The organism is Aeromonas sp. PrichA-15 (genome assembly GCF_017939245.1).
Taxonomy (GTDB): Bacteria; Pseudomonadota; Gammaproteobacteria; order Enterobacterales; family Aeromonadaceae; genus Aeromonas; species Aeromonas caviae.
In genome coordinates, this window is record NZ_JAGKRH010000335.1 from 1 (window position 1) to 293 (window position 293).

Consider the following 293-nt stretch of genomic DNA (forward strand, 5'->3'; position numbering starts at 1 on the left):
TGCCATCTGGTTCGCGATGAACTGACAGGCAAACTTAAAGCTCACCTCATTGGGCGCTCGCTGATGGGCTACGGCGGCCTGGCTGGCCTCCCGCCTGACCAGATTGTATCCAAGCAGCAATCCCCACAGCTCCTGATAGACCAAGTTCACTTTCTTGCTTCTCAGCGTGATGGCGTTGTGCTGCATCGCGCTTTTGATATCCCGGTATCCCAGCTCGATTTCCCAGCGCTCGTGGTACAGGGTCGCCACCTGAGCTGCACTGAATCGCGCCACGGGCAGGGAGGTAAAGACCG

The 293-nt window shown here is 58.0% G+C and carries 1 protein-coding gene; it reads right to left on the bottom strand.

Annotated features, from left to right (window positions below):
• Window positions 1–293 (bottom strand): transposase (locus tag J9889_RS23015; RefSeq protein WP_210558350.1); only part of this gene is annotated, 293 nt, incomplete at both ends.